The organism is Nocardia sp. N2S4-5 (genome assembly GCF_044628355.1).
GTDB classification, from domain to species: domain Bacteria; phylum Actinomycetota; class Actinomycetes; order Mycobacteriales; family Mycobacteriaceae; genus Nocardia; species Nocardia wallacei_B.
In genome coordinates this window covers 6,847,517-6,867,475 of the sequence record NZ_JBIUPM010000001.1, presented here as the reverse complement: position 1 = coordinate 6,867,475, position 19,959 = coordinate 6,847,517, and the positions used below count along the sequence as shown (strand labels likewise).

20 protein-coding genes are annotated in these 19,959 nt (G+C 63.7%); 9 read left to right on the top strand and 11 right to left on the bottom strand.

What is annotated here, in order from left to right; translation table 11 throughout:
* The first annotated feature begins 672 nt into the window (after window positions 1-672).
* A complete protein-coding gene (locus ACFMRZ_RS31820; protein ID WP_400181918.1) occupies window positions 673-2,565 on the top strand; it encodes an NACHT domain-containing protein in 1,893 nt (630 codons plus the stop codon).
* An 88-nt stretch (window positions 2,566-2,653) separates the two neighbouring features.
* Entirely contained in the window at window positions 2,654-3,526 is an 873-nt protein-coding gene (locus ACFMRZ_RS31815) for a HEAT repeat domain-containing protein (RefSeq protein ID WP_400181917.1), read from the top strand.
* Window positions 3,527-3,587: 61 nt separating this feature from the next.
* Here the strand turns inward: ACFMRZ_RS31815 and ACFMRZ_RS31810 are convergent, their stop codons facing one another.
* From ACFMRZ_RS31810 to ACFMRZ_RS31795, 4 genes are all read right to left on the bottom strand, one after another.
* Complete coding sequence (locus ACFMRZ_RS31810; protein ID WP_400181916.1) at window positions 3,588-4,034, bottom strand: hypothetical protein; 447 nt, start codon at window positions 4,032-4,034, stop codon at window positions 3,588-3,590.
* A gap of 93 nt (window positions 4,035-4,127) precedes the next feature.
* Window positions 4,128-5,045 carry an IS3 family transposase gene (locus ACFMRZ_RS31805; RefSeq protein ID WP_400177742.1) on the bottom strand — a complete coding sequence of 306 codons (918 nt, stop codon included), beginning with the start codon at window positions 5,043-5,045 and terminating at the stop codon, window positions 4,128-4,130.
* Window positions 5,045-5,368, bottom strand: a complete 324-nt coding sequence (locus tag ACFMRZ_RS31800) for a transposase (RefSeq protein ID WP_280330709.1) — start codon at window positions 5,366-5,368, stop codon at window positions 5,045-5,047. Before ACFMRZ_RS31800 ends, ACFMRZ_RS31805 begins: the two co-directional genes overlap by 1 nt.
* Window positions 5,369-5,432: 64 nt before the next feature.
* On the bottom strand, window positions 5,433-5,576 hold the full coding sequence (locus tag ACFMRZ_RS31795; RefSeq protein ID WP_400181915.1) for a hypothetical protein: 144 nt from the start codon (window positions 5,574-5,576) through the stop codon (window positions 5,433-5,435).
* 249 nt (window positions 5,577-5,825) lie between these two features.
* Between ACFMRZ_RS31795 and ACFMRZ_RS31790 the strand changes: the two genes are divergently transcribed.
* The 3 genes from ACFMRZ_RS31790 to ACFMRZ_RS31780 all read left to right on the top strand — a co-directional run bounded on the left by ACFMRZ_RS31790 (window position 5,826) and on the right by ACFMRZ_RS31780 (window position 9,671).
* On the top strand, window positions 5,826-6,290 hold the full coding sequence (locus ACFMRZ_RS31790) for a hypothetical protein (RefSeq protein ID WP_400181914.1): 465 nt from the start codon (window positions 5,826-5,828) through the stop codon (window positions 6,288-6,290).
* 280 nt (window positions 6,291-6,570) lie between these two features.
* The gene (locus tag ACFMRZ_RS31785; protein ID WP_400181913.1) at window positions 6,571-8,058 is read left to right on the top strand and encodes a pentapeptide repeat-containing protein; all 1,488 of its coding nucleotides are present in this window, start codon (window positions 6,571-6,573) and stop codon (window positions 8,056-8,058) included.
* Between the two features lie 254 nt (window positions 8,059-8,312).
* Window positions 8,313-9,671 (top strand): hypothetical protein, encoded by a 1,359-nt coding sequence (locus tag ACFMRZ_RS31780; protein ID WP_400181912.1) that lies wholly within the window; start codon window positions 8,313-8,315, stop codon window positions 9,669-9,671.
* A gap of 175 nt (window positions 9,672-9,846) precedes the next feature.
* Here the strand turns inward: ACFMRZ_RS31780 and ACFMRZ_RS31775 are convergent, their stop codons facing one another.
* From ACFMRZ_RS31775 to ACFMRZ_RS31765, 3 genes are all read right to left on the bottom strand, one after another.
* The gene (locus ACFMRZ_RS31775) at window positions 9,847-10,251 is read right to left on the bottom strand and encodes a hypothetical protein (RefSeq protein WP_400181911.1); all 405 of its coding nucleotides are present in this window, start codon (window positions 10,249-10,251) and stop codon (window positions 9,847-9,849) included.
* Between the two features lie 598 nt (window positions 10,252-10,849).
* Window positions 10,850-11,410, bottom strand: coding sequence for a hypothetical protein (locus ACFMRZ_RS31770; protein WP_400181910.1), 561 nt, complete (start codon window positions 11,408-11,410; stop codon window positions 10,850-10,852).
* Between the two features lie 43 nt (window positions 11,411-11,453).
* A complete protein-coding gene (locus tag ACFMRZ_RS31765) occupies window positions 11,454-14,492 on the bottom strand; it encodes a helix-turn-helix domain-containing protein (RefSeq protein ID WP_400181908.1) in 3,039 nt (1,012 codons plus the stop codon).
* A 155-nt stretch (window positions 14,493-14,647) separates the two neighbouring features.
* Between ACFMRZ_RS31765 and ACFMRZ_RS31760 the strand changes: the two genes are divergently transcribed.
* From ACFMRZ_RS31760 to ACFMRZ_RS31745, 4 genes are all read left to right on the top strand, one after another.
* A complete protein-coding gene (locus ACFMRZ_RS31760; protein ID WP_280367154.1) occupies window positions 14,648-14,836 on the top strand; it encodes a hypothetical protein in 189 nt (62 codons plus the stop codon).
* Between the two features lie 83 nt (window positions 14,837-14,919).
* Window positions 14,920-15,174, top strand: a complete 255-nt coding sequence (locus tag ACFMRZ_RS31755) for a hypothetical protein (protein WP_400181907.1) — start codon at window positions 14,920-14,922, stop codon at window positions 15,172-15,174.
* 146 nt (window positions 15,175-15,320) lie between these two features.
* Window positions 15,321-15,638 (top strand): hypothetical protein, encoded by a 318-nt coding sequence (locus ACFMRZ_RS31750; protein WP_400181906.1) that lies wholly within the window; start codon window positions 15,321-15,323, stop codon window positions 15,636-15,638.
* 129 nt (window positions 15,639-15,767) lie between these two features.
* Complete coding sequence (locus ACFMRZ_RS31745; protein WP_400181905.1) at window positions 15,768-16,154, top strand: hypothetical protein; 387 nt, start codon at window positions 15,768-15,770, stop codon at window positions 16,152-16,154.
* 15 nt (window positions 16,155-16,169) lie between these two features.
* Here the strand turns inward: ACFMRZ_RS31745 and ACFMRZ_RS31740 are convergent, their stop codons facing one another.
* The 4 genes from ACFMRZ_RS31740 to ACFMRZ_RS31725 all read right to left on the bottom strand — a co-directional run bounded on the left by ACFMRZ_RS31740 (window position 16,170) and on the right by ACFMRZ_RS31725 (window position 19,854).
* Window positions 16,170-18,560 carry an ATP-binding cassette domain-containing protein gene (locus ACFMRZ_RS31740; RefSeq protein ID WP_400181904.1) on the bottom strand — a complete coding sequence of 797 codons (2,391 nt, stop codon included), beginning with the start codon at window positions 18,558-18,560 and terminating at the stop codon, window positions 16,170-16,172.
* A 34-nt stretch (window positions 18,561-18,594) separates the two neighbouring features.
* Window positions 18,595-19,005 carry a VOC family protein gene (locus ACFMRZ_RS31735; RefSeq protein WP_400181903.1) on the bottom strand — a complete coding sequence of 137 codons (411 nt, stop codon included), beginning with the start codon at window positions 19,003-19,005 and terminating at the stop codon, window positions 18,595-18,597.
* A gap of 5 nt (window positions 19,006-19,010) precedes the next feature.
* Entirely contained in the window at window positions 19,011-19,460 is a 450-nt protein-coding gene (locus ACFMRZ_RS31730) for a helix-turn-helix transcriptional regulator (RefSeq protein ID WP_400181901.1), read from the bottom strand.
* Between the two features lie 94 nt (window positions 19,461-19,554).
* The gene (locus tag ACFMRZ_RS31725) at window positions 19,555-19,854 is read right to left on the bottom strand and encodes a hypothetical protein (protein ID WP_280271957.1); all 300 of its coding nucleotides are present in this window, start codon (window positions 19,852-19,854) and stop codon (window positions 19,555-19,557) included.
* Window positions 19,855-19,959 lie beyond the last annotated feature (105 nt).

The following is a 19,959-nucleotide window of genomic DNA, read 5'->3' as shown; positions in this document are numbered from 1 at the left end:
CGGGATGCGGCCGGGATGACCAATGCGCAGCTCCTCGCGGCTGTGGTGAGGCAGTTCGATACGCAGGCTCTGGATCGGGCCGGCGGGAATCCACAACGCGCGGTTCGGTGGGAAGCTCTGCGACGGAAACCTGTTACCGCGGATAAACTTTCGCGGTGGATGCGGGGTCGGGGTTGTCCACGCGAAATTCGCGAGCTTCGTTTGGTTACAGATCTACTGATTCGCGAGGCGACCAAGCGAGACTCGCGCTACACCGCACCGGACTTCGGGGCGTTGTGGGAGCGCGCCCGCGCCGAGGTTACGGACTCCGCGCCCGGGGGAGAAGACGCCCTTCGGCGCGAGCTTCGACGGTGGTGTGTGCACACTGCGGACACGACTCGAGGTTTCCTTCGCCGCCTGCCCTATCTGGCATCTCACCCTGATCCCTCGGCGATGGCGCCTGTGACGCGGCCGAGGGAGCGTCCGTCACAGGTTCCGCAGAGCCCGTCACGCCCCCAGGGCTGGCGTCCGTCACAGACTCCTCCTCCGAGCTCATCGCGCCCGGAGGGGGGCTGGCGGACGTCACAGTCGCCATTGCCGCGCCCGCACGCGAACTGGCGGCCTGATGACCCCATCCCTGTTCTGCGGCCGCCATCCGGATGGCGCGATGAAGACGATGACACCGAACCATGCGTGCAGATCCGCAACAGCTCCACGGAGGAGTGCTCGGAGCGCATCCCGATCCGGAGAGCGGTCGAGCAATACCGAAACCTGCTGCTGCTCGGCACACCAGGGATCGGCAAGTCGTGGTCCATCCAGATGCACGCAATTCGCATGGCGGAGAAGGCAGTCGGCCAACTGGACAGTGGCATCGACCTCGACGCGATCGACCTGCCGGTCCTGATGCGCTGTGATGCACTCGCGTCACGAATGCCGGCCCGGCCCGGCTCTTCCCCGCTCACGGCGCAGGACTTGACGACGGCGGCCTTGGGGGTCCTGGCCGAGCACGATCCTGACATGCGCGCTGAAATGCGCACCTTCCTCGAGCGACGACTCAATGACGGCCACGGAATCGTCTTTCTGCTCGATGCGCTCGACGAGACCAACCCTGCGGCACGGGAAACACTCACGGTATTGCTGCGCGAGTACGCGGCCGCCAGTCCGGCCCATATCGTCGTGACCGCTCGCACGACCGCGTCGCATGTGTTCGATCGGCACAGTCCATTTCAAGCCGAGGCTACGGCGCTGGGGTTCGCCAACCCCGAACCGTATGTGCACACATGGCAACTGCCACCGGAACGCGAGCGGCAGGTCATCACGCTGATCTATCGCACGGTGTTCCGTGACCTGGCGAAGATCCCGTTGATGCTGGCGCTGCTTTGCAACCTTGCCGCGGATAACACCGACGAACTACCCACCAGTGTCACCGTGCTCTTCAGTCGTACTCTGCGGCAGTTCCTGCGCGGCGACAACCGCCGCCGCGCCGACCCTGATGCCAGCAGCCTGCCGGTCGACCCGATCGAGCGCGAGGCGTTCCTGATGGATGTCCCTGCCCCGCTGGCGTTCCGACTCGCCACCGACCCGAACGGGTGGGTCGACCGGATCCCCTCATCGGTGCTGCGGCGACACCTCTCCGCGCTTACCCAGACGACCGGTGTCACGGCGAGCCGCGCAGCCACCATGTTGACCAGCGACACCGGAATTCTGGTACGCGACGGCGACATCCGCGACGGTCGCGATTCGATGTACCTGTTTTTGCATCGCACGATGATGGAGTACCTGGTCGCCGAGTACTTGGCGACACACACCGAGCTCATCGACCCCACCGCTCGCGTGCACCTGCACCTGTCGGACGACTGGAGCGAAGTGTGGACGCACACCGCCGGAATCGATAGCGCTATCGACCCGCTCATGGGTGTTCTCACCGCAATGGTCACCAGTGGAAACGATCCTCTGCACGCTGCCCTGGCTCTCGCTGCGAGCGTCATCAACGACATGGACGTGGCCCAGCACGAGCGCAACCGAGACCACATCGAGGCGTTGATCGACTATGTCGGCTGCAATTGCGCGGACACGCCGGCCTACGAGGTGGTCTCCGAACTGTTCGTGATCCTCGCTGGGTTGCAGGCCAATCCGCATCGCTCCAATGAGGAGCGCAACTTCTATTGGAACCAATTGGGGCCTCCTGGCAGGCGTCCTCCTGGCCCAGGCGAACTCGATCGCCGCACCGTGGAGGACTATATCGACCAGTTGATCCTCTTCTTGGAATCGGCTGAGACCACCGACCGTGACTGGCTGGCTGCGGCGGAGCGGCTGATGGCGGCCACACCGCCGCGTCAGCGGTACAAACACACCGCAGTCGTTGCAGCTTTGCTGCAGTTGCCCGAGTGTGATGACTTCTGGGATCGCCCCAGGTGGTACGGGTCTGACGGCCGCGAAGTTATCCGGCCGAACGATGGCGAGTATTTCTGGAGCGACCAGTTCCAGATGGCATGCGGCCCTGGCACCAATCCCGGCCTGGGGCTCAGCCGCATCGCGAGCTTCGCCCACGGCGCGACACCGTTTCACGCGCTCGTTCCTCGATAGTAGGAGTGACGACGGTTTCGCGGCACTCGAGAGGTTGGCGAATGATCGGGACGTTACGCCATCCCGACGATGTGTCGCGGTGAGGTTCTTGGCCAGGTTGCTGCCCGGCGGCGGCGAAGCCGTTCTGCCCAGCGCGACCGATCCAGACCCTGTGATCCGCTACGCAGTGGCCCAACACCTGCGACGAGAAAGTCCGACCCAATGCGCGGCTCTGCTTAATCTCCTCATGCAGGATTCGGATCCTGCTGTGCGTGCCGCGGCTGCCAGCGCAGTGTCACGCGCCTCCACCGGGGAGGTGACACCCAAGATGATTCGAGCTCTGGTCCAGGTTCTCGTAGAAGATCCCAGTGCGTCGATGCGCGAATACGCGGCATTGACCCTTGGGCGTCTGTCGATCCCGCGCCAATTCGTCGAGCCAGTGCTCTCTGCGTTGACCAGCATGGTCGATGGGGAAGTGGACCTGCGTGTGCAGGTCCTAGCGCTCGAGGCGCTGATGCGAACCCGGCACCCTCGCGCCTTGGATGTAGCTCTCCGGCTCGTCGCCACTACTCCCAACGGTGAGGATCAAGACACCCTCTGGCGTGTTGCAGCGTGGCTATTCGCACAGAGCGAGGATGCAGGTGTGGCAGCACTGGCGCGCAATGCGAAATTGCTTGAGGCGGTGATGAACTCGGCCCTTGCAGAGGCACTCATCTATGTCAGTTTCGTTCTGTGCGAGGAAGTGACGGTGATCGGAGCACCACGACAGCCGCTGCTCGATCTGCTGAGGGCAGTGACCACTCGCGCAGCCTCTGGATGGGAATCGCACGCACAGATGTTCGTCGACCACATACAAGCCGATGTCGCCGCACGTGCAGGGCCCCACCTCGAGTGGGAACGTTGGGCGATACTCGACACGCCCAACTTCAGGAGCTTGAATCCGCACTTCACACCACCGTTCAGAGAGGTGTGCGGAATCTGAACCGCCTCGATCCAGGCCATGTCGGTTCTCGCAGATGTCTGTGAATCATGCGAGGAGAGCTTCAGGTCGCGGCTGTGAGTCGGGACAGCGGCCGCGTGCGATGTAGTGCGGCGGCAAAGCCGTGAGAACCGGACCAAACCGTCCGTGCGGGACGGACGATATCCAGGACGGCGAAGTGTCGCTCGTCACGAGCGAGCCGCCGCAATAGCCCGGCCCGCAGAAATGACGACTTTCCCGTGCCGGACGGACCGAGGATAGCGAAGATCGACCCGCTCACGCCCACCCGCATCGTGCGCAGCACGTCGAGCGCCGTTCCGATTTCGCGGTCGCGCCCGAAATATACTGCGGCGTCGACGGCTTCCAGCGGCCGCCAGCCGCGGTACGGACTGCGGTGCGGATCTTCCGGCGGCGGCCACGGGAAGTGCTCCGCGCCGATCCCCGCAGTGTCCAAACCACGCAGCAGCCTCCGGAGGCCGGCAGTCGCGAACGCAATCGTCGTGCCGTCCATGGGGATATCGACTGACGGTTCACCGAACAGATTGCAAGGCGGCACGGCTCGGCTGAGGTTCACCCCGGATGGTGGACAGGGGCTTACAGATTTTCAGGCGGCAGCGGTTCGAAGTGAACGCTCGTAGTTGTCGGGGCTTTGGTTCCCGATCGCGGAGTGCCGCCGGGTAGTGTTGTAGTAGTTCATCCACTTGTCAACCGAGACAACGAGTTCGGTCTTCGTCGCGTAGGTGTGCCGGTAGTAGTGCTCGTGTTTGAAACTTGACCACAGCGATTCGGAAGGGCTGTTGTCCCAGCATATTCCGGTCGCTCCCATCGACCGGCGCAGCCCGTGCCGCCGGCAGGCTTGCGCGGTCAGATGCGCGGTGAACTCCCCGCCGCGATCCGAGTGCAGGATCGTGCCCTGGGCTCGGCCGCCGCGCACCGCGACCGCGGCATCGATGGCTTCGGTGACCATATCGGCGCCGATATGATCGGCCAGGCTGTAGCCGAGCACCTTGCGGGTGTGGCCGTCACGGATAGCGCAGAGGAACAGATCCCCGTGACCACAGGTCAGGTAGGTGATATCGGTCGTCCAGACAGCGTCGGGGCGGCCCTGGTCGAAGCAGCGCTTCACCAGATCCGGCGGGAACGACGCCGCCGGATCGGCCACGGTGGTGCGCACTTTGAACGTTCGGGGACTGATCCCTTCGAGCCCGGCGGAGGCCATGATCTTGGCGACGGTCTTGGCTGAGACCCGTTCGCCCTGATCGCGTAGCTCACCGGTGATACGCGGTGATCCGTAGGTGCCGTGCGATTCGCGATGCACCGTGGCGATCTTCGTTTCCAGATCCGCACGCCGCTGCTGCCGGTCGGTGAGAACCGTTGCCGCCCTGCGCTTCACATACGCGTAGTAGCCCGACTTCGACACCTGCAGCAGTCGTGCCATGCGGCGAATCGAAAACCGGTGCCCTGCAGGCTGATCAGTACCAGCAACGCCGGTGACAGTGTCGGGGCCGGCGTACTCGGCCATCAGATCGAACCGGGCCGGTTCGTCTGCATCGCGGCAAAGTACGCCGACGCTTTTTTCAGGAACGCGATGTCTTTGTCCTGGTCAGCGACCTGCCTTCGCAGTCGCTGCAACTCGGCTCGCTCCGCCGCATCGAGGGGTTTTTCACCATGAATCTCGGCGGCAGCGATCCTGCGCCGCTCGTCTTTGACCCACGTCCCCAGCAGACTCTCGTGAATGCCCAGTTCCCGGGCAACTTCGGCGACCGTGCGACCGGAATCGATCACACGATGCGCAGCCTCGACCTTGTACTCGGCCGTGAACGACCGGCGCTTACGAGGAGGCATGCAGACATCCTTTCAACAGGATCAGTGATCCTGTCAACTCGGTGTCCACAACCCGGGGTGAACCTCAGGCCTCGCACCAACGCGTCACGCCCGCGTGCCGTTCCTCGTGATACCTGCGAACAGCGTCTGTCAGCGCGTCCAGTTCACCCCGGAGCATGTTCCTTTCGGACAGCAGCTGATGCCACTCGGTGTCGGTGTCGTAACCCATGAACCTCCTGCAACGCTCGCCGCCCGTGGACTGGGCGGCAAGGTCATGGAGCGCTCCTACCGCCGGAGCGCGCGGAGCCCGTCGACTCCGCACATCAATGCTGAACTGCGAATTCGACTGGTATTCAACAAAAGTCGACGACGAATCATGCTCGGTCTATCGATGAGAAGTGTCAGTCATACGCTGGTGAAAGGCAGTCAAAAAGTGGTATCAGTTGTCATAGCTGGCTGATGATGAGGAGAACCCGCCATGCCTCGGCGCTTGTCCAAACGGATCGACGTGCCTGCCAACCACGAGCAACTGATCGACATGCTGTGGCGGTTCTACATCGCGGCGAACGATCCCCCGATCCGGGAGATCGCCAGGGCCATCGAAGAACTGGACGAGACACAACTGAAGGGGACCGCCAACCACGAGACGATCCGCCGCACCTTGATCGCTACCACGCTCCCGACCTGGCCAGCCGTCGAGGTCATCTTCTTGGCGCTGTGCCAGATCGCCGATATCGATCCCGACGACATCGAACCCGACGGCGAGTATGACCGGTGGAATACACAGCCCCGGTCCCACCGCGACCGGCCCCGCACCTGCTTCGGCGTTGTGCTGAACTCCGACCTCGATATCAACCTAATCTGGATTGAGACTTCCGTCGGCGAAGACCGCGAATGCAGGCTCAGCAGCAGTTATCTCCGCTGTGCCGATTTCCCGGTCTAGTTCTGCTCCCTGGTCCAGTCGGTTCGCCCTGTTTTGTCTCGCATGCCCAGCTCCTATTTGCCCGTCCGACCAGTCCTATCAACCAGACAGATACCACCTCGAAAACCGCTGGTTGGCGGGCAAACCGGGGCGGACGTCAGGGGGGCGGATAGTAAACTCACCCGGCGTCGGCCCTCTACGAGACGGGGGATGGCTCCGGCAAAGGTTCATGCTCACGGACTGCTAACACATAGAATAACCGTTGTCGGGTCATAGCTTTCGCCGAAGGGGGGCCGTTCAGATGATCGATGAGAATAATCGAATGCTGGCGCAATTGAGAGAGACGCTGGATTGGTTTCGTGAGCCCACGCAACGAAGGCAAATATCTCGCCGCCTTGCGAACCGAATGTACGCCCTGCTGGCTATCGCCGTTCGTGTGATTATGTGGCTTGCTATCTTCGTGTTCGCTCTGTATTTGGACGCTTGGCTTGCCTGGCGCACACACCGAGAGTCAAATTTACTGGTCGTACTCCTGATTGTTCTTGGAATTCTTGCCTTCAAGATTTTCTGGCCAAGGCTTAAAACCTCATTCAGAAAGCTCCTACGCAGAACGGAGCTTTTACCAGCAGTCATTCTTGCGGCGATGGGAGGCGGCTCAATTGCATGGCTCTCCTGGTGGGGGCTACGTAAGATCCTGCATCCGACCACCAAGTCGCCAGATCCTATTGATATCACTAAGCTTGCACTTACAATTGCGGGTGGCGTAGGTGCGGTTGTTGCGCTGGTTGTAGCGTATCGCCGCCAGCGGGATGTTGAACAAGGTCGATTTGTCGAACGGTTCGGCGCTGCAGCAGCACAACTTGGTGCGAACCAGGTGGCAGTACGAATAGCGGGCGTGTATGCGATGGCTGGCGTCGCTAACGAATCCAAGGGATTGCAACGTCAGCAGTGCATCGATGTCCTCTGCGGCTATCTGCGGTTACCGTACTCACCCGAGCGTGGATCGAATTATCAAACCAAACATGTAATGAAGTCCAAGGACGTCGCCGATGCTGCTCTTGAGACCGAGGATCACTTCGAGTATCTGCAAAACGATCGGGAGGTTAGGCGGACTATATTGCATGTTATCGCTGACCATTTGCGAAGTTATGAATTCAGTTGGTCGACGGTAGACTTCGATTTCCGTGGCGCGCATCTTGAAGATGTTGACTTTTCGTATACGGTATTCAAAAGTGCGGCCCGCTTTATGGGTGCAAGATTTATTGGTGAAGCAAATTTTCAAGGCTCCAGACTTACTGGTTGGCCAAGTTTCGACGACTGCATCTTTGAGGGAGGGGCGAATTTCGATAGTGCGAGAATTCGCGAAGCCACCCTCAAGGGAGCTACTTTCGAAGGAGAAACATCATTCTGTGAGACCGAGTTCGATGAAGGGGCGAATTTCGCTAAAGCTTCATTTGGTGGTGTTCGGTTCATTGACTGTAGCTTTTCTGGCCATCGAACAGACTTCAGGGAGGTCACATTCAACGGGGAGACGGTATTCGACGGTACTGTTGCTGGATACTGTGACTTCAGTGAGGCCGCTTTTAGGGATAAAGCCAATTTCTACGCGAGCTTTCAATTCTGCGTGAAGTTTGAAGATGTGGACTTTGGTTCGGAAGAGATTGATTTTGAACGCGTACGAAAATGGGTGGGGGGTCGCTGGGCGAGATCGAAGTTCGATTGGAGTGAAAACCGATCACTCAAACCGCCTAATGTGAAACCAGATGTCTGGCCGAATGACTTTCCGTAGGGTCCCCGAATGCAACTGTGAACGACGGATGCCCTACCGGCCGCGCGGTGTTTGAAAGTTTCCCGCTTTCTCGGAGGGCCATCAACGATCGCTGACACACGAGTCCGACAAACCAGTGATCGGATACGCCCTCGGGGGTGGATGAAGACACGCCGGGGAATTGCCGTGCGTTTGTCGGACCTCTGTGCGAAGCTGTGCGGCTGCCCACACGAAGGGAGCCACACAAGATGTGACAGTTCGAAGAAGGCAAGGACGTGGAAGAGGAACAGGAAGACGACGTAGCGCAGGTACGGGAATGGGTCGGCCGGCTGGAAGAGTTTGTCGCGAGCCTCGACGGCATCGAGGGTGATGACCCGTTCGACTTCTGCGAGAACGCTTCGGACGCATGGAAGGACGGTGTTTCGCCGGACACCGCACCGCCGCCGACCAGTCCGGCGATGGTCATCATCGTCGAGACATTTCGTGCACTGGCCCAGGTGATGAGCGCGGCGATGACGGATTACGTGAACACCCTTGATGCCAGGGACCGGATGACACGTGCTGCTGCACAGGGTTCTCTTCAAAACGCTCTCGACGGTATCGTGCGCGACGGTCACCGCTGGCTGTCCGAGGGACTGCCCTCGGATGACGAGATCCGGCAGCTCATCCTGTCGGTGGGCGCCAGCTTCCGAGCAGCATTAGAGGCTGCTCAGCAGCAAATGGATCAAGACGCCGCCGACGACGCAGTTGCCGCCGCTGACCCATGCGGTGCGATCCTGGGCTACCGTGATCCCAATGTCGATGTGGCAATCATCTTCACGAAGGTGTGTTCGTTCACTGAAGACGAAAACAGGCGTTACCGCGATGCGTATGACCGGCTTCGGCGGATGTTGGACAGTGAGCTATTGCGGCACATCTCAGATGAGAGCGACAGATTCTGCGATGTGCTGATCGGGGTGCTTACCGATTTACGAGACAACCGAATCTCGTGGGCCGATGAGGATGCCATCGATGAGCGACGGCGTAGGTTGCGTTCGGCATTGATCTCGTTCACGAGTGCACTACACAGCCATAAGGATCAGTCGATCCGTGCCGTACGTGACGCCTTCGGTCGACGGACCACGCAAGAGCAAGCAGTGCTGGACTTGTTCAAGGACTTGCTGAGCACGTCGTTCGAGTATCGCTGGTTGGTGGAGATGCGCGATGCGCTGCTGCACGGCGATATCAACGCGTTCAAGTATGACTTCACGGCACGTCTGCACAGGGAACCTGCGGTGAACGTGTACATGGACCGGGGCTACATGCTCCACTTCACTAGGGAGCACAGGAACAAGCCGTGGCTGAAGCGTAGCGAGCTGGAACAGATGACTTCTGATCCCAGCGTGCTGGACATGATCAACGCCATCCAGCCGCTAATGGGCGAGCTGCAAGAGAAACTGGACACGATCCTGTACCCGAACGTGGCCGATGATGCCGCCACGGTGAAGGAACTGATCGGCCGATTCAACGGCAGGCGCGGTTTGTATGCGCTGCAGACTGGTCCAGGCTTCACGCGTCGGTTGTGGGTGCCTCCCTACATGCCTCTTGCGCCGCGCGTGCTGGCCTTCGCGGACAACTACGACACCAGCAACTAGCGAGGTTACGCGTGCTTGCAACGGTGCGGGCGGTACACCTCCACACCGCGTCCGCAGTCCTCTCCACCCCCTGACGAGCTGGGTCGACATACTCGGGCGGCGTCTGTGGCTGCTGCGCCCTCGACACCGTCGTACCCGGCGCGTTTGGCCAGCACCGCGCACCGGACATAGTCGCCTATGGTCTGTTCGACCTCGGCATCGGTGGGTTCGCGCGGAACATGCGGGCTGATCGCAGCCTGTATCGGACGGGCGCGACCAGCTCCGGATGGTCGGCGTAGCGACCGAAATGCAGGATCTGCATGGCGATCTTGCCTTTGCCGGCGTGCGCCGGGTCGGTAACCGCCCGGTGCTGTGCGACCTCCTCGTCGGTGGTCCATCGTGGCCCACCTGGGTAGGGGCGACCTGCCTCGTTCGGCGCGATGCCCCCGGTGACGATCAGACCCGCACCGCCACGTGCACGTTCGGCGTAGAAAGCCGCCATCCGCTCGAATCCGTTCGGCGCTTCCTTGAGGCAGCCTTCGTAAAGTTTGCTGACAAATTGCTGAAGTGTTTGAACCTCCGGCGTGTCGGTCGATGACATGCCGGAGGTTGCTTCCCATGACTTCCGGCGACTTCCGGGCCGCGTTTGAGGGCCGCAAGCCACTGCGCCCGACGCTCGGCCCGGGTCTCGGTGCTCCGTGTTTTGGCCCTCTCTTGACATATGTGCGGATGTTGTCGGTCATGGCTTGATTGCGGCGGTCGGCTTGAGTTGGGTCAGGCTTCAAGGCCCGCTTCGTGACTGCGGTGGGTGGTCATCGCCGGAACTTCGGTGCCGACTGAACCGTGGATGGCAACGTACCGTGACGCGTGTTGAACTGGAGACTCTCCTCGGCCGACTCGACCAGCGACACGCAAACGACACGCTTTCAGCGGGAATCGACCGGATTCAACGGGATTCGTTGGGATCCAAATTTTCGCTATCCGTGCAGCTCACGGGCATCATTGAGAACTGTCGAGAAGTCAGAAAATCCGCCTACTCGGAAACGGCAGGTTTCTGGTTCGAGTCCAGATGGGGGAGCATAAAAGCCCTCTACCAGCGCAAGCGGGTGGAGGGCGTTTTCGTTGCTCGGTGAAATATCCCCGACTCGGCTACAAGCCAGGGACTACTTTCGGGCCGGCGCGGCGACAGCGCCTCGCTTCTATGATCGGCACTCGAAGGTGAACCACTCGTCGGTCAAGGGTTCGTCACTCTGTGCGTTGCATCCTTCTTCGGCGGCGGCGCCACGGGGGCGGTGGACGAATCCGCCCGAACCTCCGGCGGAACCTGCTCCTTCGACGGCGAAGTAGGTGTTGGCGCCGGTCTTCCAGGTCTTGATGACCTGATAACTGCCGAGGGTCCGTTCGTCTCGGGCAGCCGATCGGTAGTCGTCTCCGCTGTCGGGATCGGCCCGGACCTCCGTGAGCGCACGATCGAACGACGGCTGAGCAAAGTGCCAGCGCGCCTCCAGTGGACTGATGACGAATTGCGTTCCGATCACCGCCGCTACCAGGAGCGGAGCAGCAGTCACCCAGAGCCGCGAATCCGCCGGGCGCCAGAGGCCGACGATCACCAGAATCAGCCACGCGATGGCCAGGAGGACGAGCAGCGCAACGAGTCCGAGGAACACGGAGCTGCCGCCGCCGTTCGGCTTGCTCCCGATCCAGGCGAGGCCGACGAGCATGCATGCCGTAAGCGCGAGATGTACCCGCAGTGCCGTCATCGCGCCTCGTTCTGTATGTGCCGATGTTTCGATATGAGGATAATCAGCAAAAGCGTTGAAACGGCACCTCGGGCACCAAGTTCCGCCATTCCTCCACCGTGATCAGTCCTGCCGAGTCCGCGCAGACCGCCGCCCGTACCGACTCGACAGACATCGGCCGATCGAGCGGCGGCACGGATTGCCATTCGTAGACCATCCCGTCCTGCGTGGTCACGATGAACGTCTCGCCCGCATCGGCCACAGCAACCGCGGACGTACTCTTCCCCACGCCCCGAAGGTCGTACGTGGTGCCACCCATCGCCCACGACTCGACCGGATGGCTGTCGAAATCGAAGTATTGATCCACAGTCACCATGGTCTCGCCCAGTGCGATCCCCACACTGAACCCACGGGCACCCACAGCCATTCTGGTGGCCATTCCCGCCAGCAGCACACCGGACACTTCCTGCTGGTGAGTGACCAACTCGGTGTAGTCGCGCGCGGTCAGGATGGCGAGCACGGGCTTGGATGACGAGGCGAACGTGATGTCTGTGATTCCCTGCGGCGGGTTTGGCGAGCCTCCCAGCGCTCTGTCCGGCATGCTGTCGCCGCCCTGTTCGGCCAACGTGATCGGAGCGAGCGCTCGCAGGTGACCCGTTTCGTGATCACGTTCCCAGAGCTCGACTCCCGATCCATCCGGCCTGACCGCGGCTAACAAGCGCCCGTCACCGCTGTAGTCGACCGTGATCGCGGCGTTGAGGGGGTCGGCTCGCTGCCATGCCCGGCCGTCGAAGCGCCAGCGGATCACCCCGGCCTCGGTGACAGCGGCCAGTTCCATCCCCGGCGGGTCCCACGCCAGATCACGAACAGACGCGGCCGGCCCCGGCAAGCTGAGCCTTCGTTCGGGCGCATCGACGTCGACCAGAACCACATCCGTCCCCGCCGCGGCAGCCAACAGATGCGTGCGAGGCCGAAACGCGATCGCGCTGATCGGACCGCCCAATGCTGTCGCATCGATACGGGCGTGGTCGTTGCCGTCTCGCGGGCGACGACGGTCGGTGATCTCGATAGTGGCGCCGTCGGTCAACGCCAGTAACGACGAATCCTCGGTCACCGCAACGGCCTTCACATTGATTCCGCTACGCCACTGGCGTGCTCCATCCCACTTTTGCCGGACCAGGGTCGCGGCCTCTTCGCGCGCGGACAGCTCGTAGCTGGCCAAGGCGAGCTGTATATCCAGCGTGTTCGGGTCACTGACAAGGGTGTGGCGATCGGCAGCCTGGGCCACCATCACCGACCACGCCGTTTGGCGTTCGGTCACCACCTCCGATCGTGCCCGCACGACCAGGACGACCGTGCCTACCAGCAGCAGGACAACGAGAATCAGCGCGCCGGCCGAGATCTGGAGTCGGCGGACCTGACGGCGCTCATGCAGGAACCGCTGGTGTTCTCGCTCGCGTTCTGCCGCGTGGTGGGCCGCGCTCGCTGCGACGAATTCACTCTCGGCCACGGTGAGGCGACGACGCTGACCCGGGTCGGTCTGCCACCGTTGGTACTCCTCGGTGCGCGCGGCGCTGAGCAGGGTCGACGGGTCGGCGGGATCCCAGGCGCGGGCGAGTTCGGCCAGTCGCAGGTGCAGCGCGTGACCCACGGCGTCCTCGTCGATCCAGTCCCGCAAGCGTTTCCACGCATGCAACAACGCTTCATGGGTGATCTGCACGCCGTCACCGGTCGTGGTCAACAGGCGAGCGGCGACAAACTTGCTGATCACCAGCTCAGTGGTGCCGCGGTCGAGATCGGGCCAAGCCAGTTCGGACGGCCGGACAAGGAGCCGAACCAACCCGGTGTCACCGCGGCGCGCTGCCCGGGTGAACAGCCGTTCGGCCGCCCTGCCCTGATCCGCGTCCAGTTCTCTCCAGACCTTCTCCGCGGATTGCCCGATCGCTTTGCGGATCCCGCCGGTGCTGCGGTAGTGCTCGACAGTAAGCGTGTTCGACACCGTCTTGCGCTCTACCCAGGTCTGGTCCAGGGCATGCGAGAGCAAAGGCAAGGCGCCGGGATCGTGCGCGCCGCCACCGGCGACGGCGAGCTCGTGAAGCAGCACCTCCACCAAGGCCGGCTCGACCGACACGCCACCGAGCTTCTTCGTCGGCTCGGTGATCGCCTCCTCGAGCTGGTCTTTGCTCATGGGACCGACCGGCACCGCGTCGGTGGTCAACGCCCGCTCGAGCGCGGGGACCGCGAAAGCGTGCGCGAAAAAGTCCACCCGCATCGCGAACACCACGACAACACCGGTTCCGGTCAGGTCGACCAGCCGCTCCACGAACCGCGCCGGTGATGTGGCGGGACGATCTTCATTCGCGGATTCGCTATAGGTCCACAATTCCTCGGCCTGATCGACGACCAAGACCGCGCCCTGCTCACGATCGCCGAGCGCTTCGAGTTCTGCGTCCAGCGCAGCATCCGGATCGGTGCCCGGAACCATCCGCCGGGCCGGGCGATTCAGCTCCGCCAGCGCAACCAGCAACCCCGCCTGCAATACCGACGACTTACCCGAACCCGACGCCCCCGGCACCCCGATCAACCGCGGTCCCTCGCCCGCGAGCCCCGCCACGACCCGGGCAGCGAGTTCAGCGACCAGATCGTCACGACCGAAGAACAGCTCGGCGTCCTCCGGCCGGTACGCCTCGAGACCTCGATACGGCGAATTGCGTTGCCGGGCCGGACGCGGGATGTATCGAACCCGGTTCGCCGCCTCCCACAATCCCTCGAACTGATCAGCCGCACCACAGACCTCGAGCACCCTCGCGAGAAACGGCGCCGCGTCCTTCGCCGGAACGGCGCTGCCGCCGAACCATCCACTCAGCGTCCCGTGCGACACCCCTGATCTCGCGGCGACCTGACGGATCGACAACTCCGACGATTCCCTGATGGCTCGCAACACCGTGCCGAACTGCTCTCGCGACTTGATCTGTGTCGCATCGAAATCCGGCGAATCCCCGTCCCCGTCGCTCACCCCGCCATTGAACACGAACGCCCACACCTCGACCCACCGAACGCACAGCATGATCACCGGCCCGCCCTTGTTGCTGCTCAACAGCATTAGGACTCTGACCTGGCCGTATGTAGGCGTATGGATGGTGCGGCAAGCTCTGGACGTGCCCTCGACCGCCGGTCAATCTGAACAGGCCGACCCACCGAAAGAGGCGGCAACCAACCAGATTCCGCACCGCGGAGTCATCGGCAAGGAGGACCGAGATGGGCTACAAGAAGGGCGACGACGTCGTCGCGAAGAAGGATCTCGGCGGCGTCGTTCGCGACTCGGTTCGCGCCGGTAGCGGTGGCACCGTCACCGGCGTCGACGCCTTCGGCAACCCCACCAAGGTTGCCTTCCGCGACGGCGACCGCACGAAGGAGATCCGCGTCAACGCGCGCGAAGTCCGCTGACACCAAGGCGGTGCTGGATCGCCCACGATCCAGCACCGCCCGCAGCCGCCCATCACCCGAGACCGTCAATCACAGGAGCCACCATGTTCAAGTCCTTCGCCGCCGCCGGTCTGATCGCCATCGGCGCCGCCCTCGGCATCACGGTCATCGAAAGCACCGCGGTCGTCGCCACCGCGCAGGCGCAGTCCGGCCTCGCGTTCCGTTTCGACAGCGAGCAGGAGTGCCGCGCCTTCGAGAGCTACCAGGCCGGCCAGGGCTGGCGCGTCCTCGCGGGGTGCCACCAGCATTCCGGGTACGACGGCTTGGGCCCCGGCTGGTACACCAGGCTGACCGCCTGATTCGGCGCCCACGAAAGTGTCCGTCCGATTGCCGTCGCGGGCCGGCGATGGGTCCACCGGTACCCGGTACCACGCTAAAGTTTGCGATCGAGAGGTCGGCTCCTCGGAGCCGTAGGCCTTATCGGTTGAGTTTCCCAGAGGACATCATGATCAAGCTCTTCTCCGCTGTTCTGTTGGCTGCGACGGCGGCCGCCGTTTTGCAGGTTGTGCCCGCGGCTCCCGCGCGGGCGATGTCGCCCAGTTGTGCCAAGGCTATCGAGCTGATCAATGCCGCGGTCGACACCAGTGGGGGGACCATGGACGATGCCACCACGCGGGCCTTGTCCGAGCGGTTGACGGGCGTGGCGGTGGTGGCCGTGGGCGAGGAAAGGGACGTGATCACCGGTTATGCCGATGCCTTGATCGATGAGAATGTCACCGATCTGACTCCTGCCACGGATGAGCTGAATCGGGTGTGCGCCTGAGCCTTCGGCACATAGAGAACCTCGGATAGTCCGGACTTCAGCCCCGGACCAGCGGAAATTCTCCGCCGGTCCGGGGCTGTGGTTGTAGTAGGTTCTGGCCGTGTGGAGGACGGGCAACGGGAGGACCGCATGTCGGACGAGCGCGGGGTGATCGTCGTGGATGCCGCGAATGTGGTGGGGTCCCGGCCCGATGGGTGGTGGCGGGATCGTGCGGGCGCGGCGCGGCGGTTGCTCGCGGCGCTCGAGGCGAGTACGGAGTTGCCGGACGTGGTTGTCGTGCTCGAAGGGGCGGCGAAAGCCGCTGCGGGCGAGGAGTTTCGGCGGTTGCGGATCGTGTCGGCGGAGGGGTCGGGGGACGACGCGATCGTCGGCGTGGTGGCGGAGGCAATCGACAGCGCCGGTGGTCCGATCACCGTGGTGACGGCCGACCGCGGACTCCGAGGGCGGGTGGAGGCCCTCGGAGCCGGCACGGTCGGTCCGCGGTGGTTGCTCGAGCGCGTCGAGCCGACGAGGTGATGGCTCGAGTGCGGCTCAGCCGCCGACGTAGGCGGCCAGATGTTTGCCGGTCAGGGTGGTGTGGTCGGCGACCAAATCGGCGGGGGTGCCTTCGAACACCACGCGCCCGCCGTCGTGACCGGCGCCGGGGCCGAGGTCGATGATCCAGTCGGCATGCGCCATGACGGCCTGGTGATGTTCGATCACGATGACCGACTTGCCGGACTCCACCAGGCGGTCGAGCAGGCCGAGCAACTGCTCGACGTCGGCCAGGTGCAGGCCCGTGGTGGGCTCGTCGAGAACGTAGATGCCGCCCTTGTCGCCCATATGGGTGGCCAGCTTGAGCCGCTGCCGCTCGCCGCCGGACAGTGTGGTGAGCGGCTGGCCGATGGTGAGGTAGCCGAGGCCGACATCGGCGAGCCGTTCCAGGATCTTGTGCGCGGCCGGTGTGCGCGCCTCGCCGTCGGCGAAGTACCGCTCGGCCTCGTCCACAGACATGGCGAGCACCTCGGCGATATTGCGGCCGCCCAGGTGGTAATCGAGCACCGCGGCCTGGAACCGTTTGCCCTCGCAGACCTCGCAGGTGGTGGCGATCCCCGCCATCATCGCCAGGTCGGTGTAGACCACACCGGCACCGTTGCAGTTGGGGCAGGCGCCCTCGGAGTTCGCGCTGAACAGCGCCGGCTTCACGCCGTTGGCCTTGGCGAACGCCTTGCGGACCGGGTCGAGCAGGCCCGTGTACGTCGCCGGGTTGCTGCGCCGCGAGCCGCGGATGGGAGTCTGGTCGACCGACACCACTCCCGCCGCGGCCGGGACGGAACCGTGGATCAGCGAACTCTTGCCCGAACCCGCGACCCCGGTCACGACGCAGAGCACGCCGAGCGGCACGTCGACGTTCACGTCCTGCAGGTTGTTCGCGTTCGCGCCGCGAATCTCCAAGGCGCCGGTCGACTCTCGCACCGACTTCTTCAGACCCGCGCGGTCGTCGAAATGACGGCCGGTGATGGTGCCGCTGGTGCGCAGCTTCTCGACGGTGCCCTCGAAGCAGACGGTGCCGCCGCCCGCGCCCGCGCCGGGACCGAGGTCCACGACGTGGTCGGCGATCACGATGGTCTCCGGCTTGTGCTCGACGACCAGCACCGTATTGCCCTTGTCCCGCAACCGCAGGAGCAGGTCGTTCATCCGCTGGATGTCGTGCGGATGCAGACCCGCGGTCGGCTCGTCGAAGACGTAGGTGACATCGGTGAGCGAGGAGCCGAGGTGCCGGATCATCTTCACCCGCTGCGCCTCACCGCCGGACAGGGTGCCCGCCGGCCGCTCGAGCGAGAGGTAGCCCAGGCCGATCTCGACGAACGAGTCGAGGGTGTGCCGCAGCGAGTCCAGTAGCGGCGCCACCGACGGCTCGTCCAGCCCGGCAACCCATTCGGCGAGGTCGGTGATCTGCATCGAGCAGGCGTCGGCGATGCTGACCCCGGCGATCTTCGAGGACCGCGCCGCCTCGCTGAGCCGGGTGCCGCCGCACTCGGGGCAGACCTGGAAGGTGACCGCGCGCTCCACGAAGGCGCGGATGTGCGGCTGCAGCGCGTCGACATCCTTGGACAGCATCGACTTGCGGATCCGCGGGATCAGGCCCTCGTAGGTGAGGTTGATGCCATCGACCTTGATCTTGGTCGGCTCCTTGTGGAGCAGGTCGTTGAGCTGCTTCTTGGTGTACTTCTTGATCGGCTTGTCCGGATCGAAGAAGCCGCAGCCGGTGAAGATGCGGCCGTACCAGCCGTCCATGCTGTAGCCGGGGATGGTGAGCGCACCCTCGTTGAGCGACTTGTTCTCGTCGTAGAGCTGGGTCAGGTCGATGTCGTTGACCGAGCCGCGGCCCTCACAGCGCGGGCACATGCCGCCGGTGATGCTGAACTCACGCCGCTCCTTCACCTGGGCCCCGTTGCGCTCCACGGTCACCGCCCCGGCGCCACTGATGGAGGCCACGTTGAAGGAGAACGCCTGCGGCGACCCGATGTGCGGCTGCCCCAGCCGGCTGAACAGGATGCGCAGCATGGCATTGGCATCGGTGGCGGTGCCGACCGTGGAGCGCGGGTCCGAACCCATCCGCTCCTGGTCGACGATGATCGCCGTGGTCAGCCCCTCGAGCACATCGACATCGGGACGCGCCAGCGTCGGCATGAAACCCTGTACGAACGCGCTGTAGGTCTCGTTGATCAGCCGCTGCGACTCCGCGGCGATCGTGCTGAACACCAGCGAACTCTTGCCCGAACCGGATACGCCGGTGAACACCGTGAGCCGACGCTTGGGGATCTCGACGCTGATATCCCGCAGATTGTTCACCCGCGCGCCGTGCACGCGAATCAACTCGTGGCTGTCGGCGGCGCTCGGCGCAGACGGTCTCGCCTCCGTCGTGGTGGCCTTGGTCATGGTGCCTCTTTCTTGCTGGGGCCGGTCCGGCTGCTCAGGGCAGTTCCTGGACACGGACCATATTGCCCGCGGGGTCCCGAACGGCGAAGTCGCGAATCCCGTACGGCTGCTCGGTCGGCTCCTGGATCACTTCGGCGTCACCGGTCTGCAGGCGCTCGAACGCGCCGTCGAGATCCTTGGTGCCCAGGTTGATGCTGGCGTAGGTGCCCTTGGCCATCATCTCGGCGATCGCGCGGCGCTCGTCGTCGGTCTGGCCCGGAGTGGCGCCCGGCGGGTACAGGACGATGGACACGTCGGGCTGGTTCGGCGGGCCGACGGTGAGCCAGCGCAGCCCGTTGTAGCCGACGTCGTTGCGGAGTTCGAAGCCGAGCACGTCGCGGTAGAAGGCCAGCGCGGCTTCGGGGTCGTCTTGCGGCAGGTAGCTGTGATTGATGGTGATGTCCATGGCAATCACGCTAGCTGCGACGTGCTGACCGGAGCTTCTCGATTCCTGATCGGTCTGGTGACCTGCTTGGCCACGCAGGACGGCATGCCCACGGTCGCCTCCGCCGCCTCACGGCGGTAGGTACTGGGCGGCATGCCCACCAATTCGGTGAAGCGGGTGCTGAACGTGCCGAGCGAGGAGCAGCCGACCTCGAAACAGACCTCCGTGACGCTGAGATCGCCGCGGCGTAGCAACGCCATGGCGCGCTCGATGCGCCGGGTCATGAGGTAGGAGTACGGCGATTCGCCGTAGGCGAGCCGGAACTGGCGGCTCAGATGCCCGGCCGACATATTCACCCCGCGGGCCAGCGCCTCCACATCCAACGGTTGCGCGTACTCCCGGTCGATCCGGTCGCGAACCCGGCGCAGCAGCGCGAGATCGCGGAGGTGCTGCCGAGGAGATGGTTTGCTGGTCACCTAGCAAATCGTGCCATACGCCACCGACAAGTAAACCGCGAACGTCGCACATGCGCCGGTGTGCGCCGGAATCCGGCTACCTCGGGAAACGGCCTTACCTGCCCGCGCGAAGTCCGCGATCGTAACTGGGCCACCGATACCGACGGCCACGGTTCGAGGGGCCGCGCATGGGCGGCAGCGTCGTGCTCGGCCGGCCGAGCACCCAGCGCGCGGTCGCCTGCGCCTCGGAACAGCAGGCGATGAGCCGGAGGCGGTCGGCCGGGCCGTAGTCGGCGTCGTCGATCTCGGCACGCAGATCCACCGCCCGACGCTCCATCAGCCGCGCGTCGGCCTCGTCCAGTCCGCGCCGAGCGTGCTGGACAGTCGTCAGAATCCTGCGTTGCAGATCATCCATCCGGACCCACTCTCCCCGCCACATCGGAATGATGACGATGCCGGATCTCACTGCTACGGAAGCCGACCTCGCCGCCCTAAATCGGTGGGTACCCGTGCACGACAG

Excerpts from the sequence above, each read along its gene's own strand:
- ACFMRZ_RS31770 (WP_400181910.1), bottom strand. The coding sequence starts at position 11,410 with ATGACGGCACTGCGGGTACATCTCGCGCTTACGGCATGCATGCTCGTC.
- ACFMRZ_RS31800 (WP_280330709.1), bottom strand. The coding sequence starts at position 5,368 with ATGCCTCCTCGTAAGCGCCGGTCGTTCACGGCCGAGTACAAGGTCGAG.
- ACFMRZ_RS31805 (WP_400177742.1), bottom strand. The coding sequence starts at position 5,045 with ATGGCCGAGTACGCCGGCCCCGACACTGTCACCGGCGTTGCTGGTACT.
- ACFMRZ_RS31760 (WP_280367154.1), top strand. The coding sequence starts at position 14,648 with ATGGGCTACAAGAAGGGCGACGACGTCGTCGCGAAGAAGGATCTCGGC.
- ACFMRZ_RS31810 (WP_400181916.1), bottom strand. The coding sequence starts at position 4,034 with ATGGACGGCACGACGATTGCGTTCGCGACTGCCGGCCTCCGGAGGCTG.
- ACFMRZ_RS31755 (WP_400181907.1), top strand. The coding sequence starts at position 14,920 with ATGTTCAAGTCCTTCGCCGCCGCCGGTCTGATCGCCATCGGCGCCGCC.
- ACFMRZ_RS31765 (WP_400181908.1), bottom strand. The coding sequence starts at position 14,492 with ATGCTGTTGAGCAGCAACAAGGGCGGGCCGGTGATCATGCTGTGCGTT.
- ACFMRZ_RS31785 (WP_400181913.1), top strand. The coding sequence starts at position 6,571 with ATGATCGATGAGAATAATCGAATGCTGGCGCAATTGAGAGAGACGCTG.
- ACFMRZ_RS31790 (WP_400181914.1), top strand. The coding sequence starts at position 5,826 with ATGCCTCGGCGCTTGTCCAAACGGATCGACGTGCCTGCCAACCACGAG.
- ACFMRZ_RS31795 (WP_400181915.1), bottom strand. The coding sequence starts at position 5,576 with ATGGGTTACGACACCGACACCGAGTGGCATCAGCTGCTGTCCGAAAGG.
- ACFMRZ_RS31745 (WP_400181905.1), top strand. The coding sequence starts at position 15,768 with ATGTCGGACGAGCGCGGGGTGATCGTCGTGGATGCCGCGAATGTGGTG.
- ACFMRZ_RS31740 (WP_400181904.1), bottom strand. The coding sequence starts at position 18,560 with ATGACCAAGGCCACCACGACGGAGGCGAGACCGTCTGCGCCGAGCGCC.
- ACFMRZ_RS31775 (WP_400181911.1), bottom strand. The coding sequence starts at position 10,251 with ATGTCATCGACCGACACGCCGGAGGTTCAAACACTTCAGCAATTTGTC.
- ACFMRZ_RS31735 (WP_400181903.1), bottom strand. The coding sequence starts at position 19,005 with ATGGACATCACCATCAATCACAGCTACCTGCCGCAAGACGACCCCGAA.
- ACFMRZ_RS31750 (WP_400181906.1), top strand. The coding sequence starts at position 15,321 with ATGATCAAGCTCTTCTCCGCTGTTCTGTTGGCTGCGACGGCGGCCGCC.
- ACFMRZ_RS31725 (WP_280271957.1), bottom strand. The coding sequence starts at position 19,854 with ATGGATGATCTGCAACGCAGGATTCTGACGACTGTCCAGCACGCTCGG.